The sequence below is a fragment of the Erysipelatoclostridium sp. AM42-17 genome, assembly GCF_003480255.1.
GTDB lineage: Bacteria > Bacillota_I > Bacilli_A > Erysipelotrichales > Coprobacillaceae > Faecalibacillus.
This window is the reverse complement of sequence record NZ_QUIN01000046.1, coordinates 1-1547: the sequence shown is the minus strand read 5'-3', so window position 1 is coordinate 1547 and position 1547 is coordinate 1. Positions and strand designations below refer to the sequence as shown.

General features: G+C 34.8%; 1 protein-coding gene. It reads right to left on the bottom strand.

Annotation, left to right across the window (positions count from 1 at the left end; translation table 11 throughout):
• Positions 1-129 precede the first annotated feature (129 nt).
• On the bottom strand, positions 130-1500 hold the full coding sequence (locus DW911_RS10830; protein ID WP_191492211.1) for an ISL3 family transposase: 1371 nt from the start codon (positions 1498-1500) through the stop codon (positions 130-132).
• Between the last annotated feature and the right edge of the window lie 47 nt (positions 1501-1547).

Here is a 1547-nt window from a genome sequence, read left to right as displayed (position 1 = left end):
GGTAATTTAAAATAACTTGTGGTTGAGATTGTTTCGGCCAATAAGACAATTTGTGGTTCAGATGACCACATACAATTTAAAACTTAATCACAAGGTGTTTATAATACCAATTAGGGACTAGATGCAAATCTAGTCCTTCTTTTTTGGATACATATAATATGTTGCGTCATCATTTAACACATACATAACCCTATTTCTAAATCGTTCCCAGTTTCTATAGCCATTAGAATTATGCTTTATATTCTTGATGGTTTTATTTCTGTTTTCAATGATTCCATTATTAACTCGTTTTGTCTTCTCAGGATTGACTTTTATAAATGAGTTTATAATCTCATTTTTCCATCTCACCATTGTATTCCCAAATTCATTCATGATTGGAATACTGCTCGATTTGAATTCTCTAATAAGTTCATTAAGATTGTCCTTTGCGGTATCTGTATCGGATTTATCAAAGAATCTTTTAAGTTCATCCTTAAGATATAGGGCCTCCTCGAGCTGACTGTCTGTTTTGATCATATACTCGACAAGGTCATAGTAATTGTAATATCCTTCAAGAACACGATTGTATTTCTTCTCCATGTCTGGATCAGATATCTTATCGTCATTCTTGAGAAGAAGCCAGTTGAATTTCTTCAATACATAGTACTGCTTCTGCATTTCTCTGTGCTTCGTAACTTCACAGGAGGAGTGGTTTATTTCTTTGAAATTCGGATTAGGCTTGACTCTGTTCATTGCATCGATTCTGATTCTTTCAAGTCTTCTGTTGAATTCCTGGACAAGGTGGAATTTATCTAATGAATTGACTGCATTAGGAAACATGAGTTTCGTTACTATTCTATATGTTTCCCACATGTCAGTAGAGACGACTTTAACATTAAGTCTTTCTTCACGAGGAATAAGAGAAAGATAATTCATTAGATCATACTTTCTTCTTGAAGGAAGCAGGTCGATGACATTCTGAGAATTAAAATCAAGAAGAACGCATACGTAATCACCTTTTGATGATGAAAATGCATAGACTTCATCTATACATATACATTCAGGAAGTTTTCTTCTTGATATATTGACGTGTCTGTCAAATATATAGGCGGCTGCAGTTGGAGATATATGATATCTATGAGCGACTGCAGTAAATGTTTCATTAGGCTTTTTTAGATCATTAAGGACATTATATACGGTCGTTAGTGAAATCTTCATGCCTTCAGTGGTAAATGGATTGTGCTCATAGAATGTCTTTGAGCATTCGGGGCAGATATATCGTCTGGCCTTATAATTGATGAAGCAAGGTATCCCGCTAAGAATTGAATGCGTAATCTTCTTGTGTGTATATGAATGAGTTTTTGATGTTTCAGTACCACACACAGGGCACCTGTAGGGTTCGACAGCCAAAAGCACATGAACATGTACGCCATCAAACTGATGATGGACTTCAATAGAGCTGATTTTTCTATTGTCCAGGTTAAATAGTTTAAGAATATAGTCGTTATTAATGCTTTCCATAGTGAAAGTCCTCCTTATGATTCAAGAATAGATGAAAAGGGAGGAAT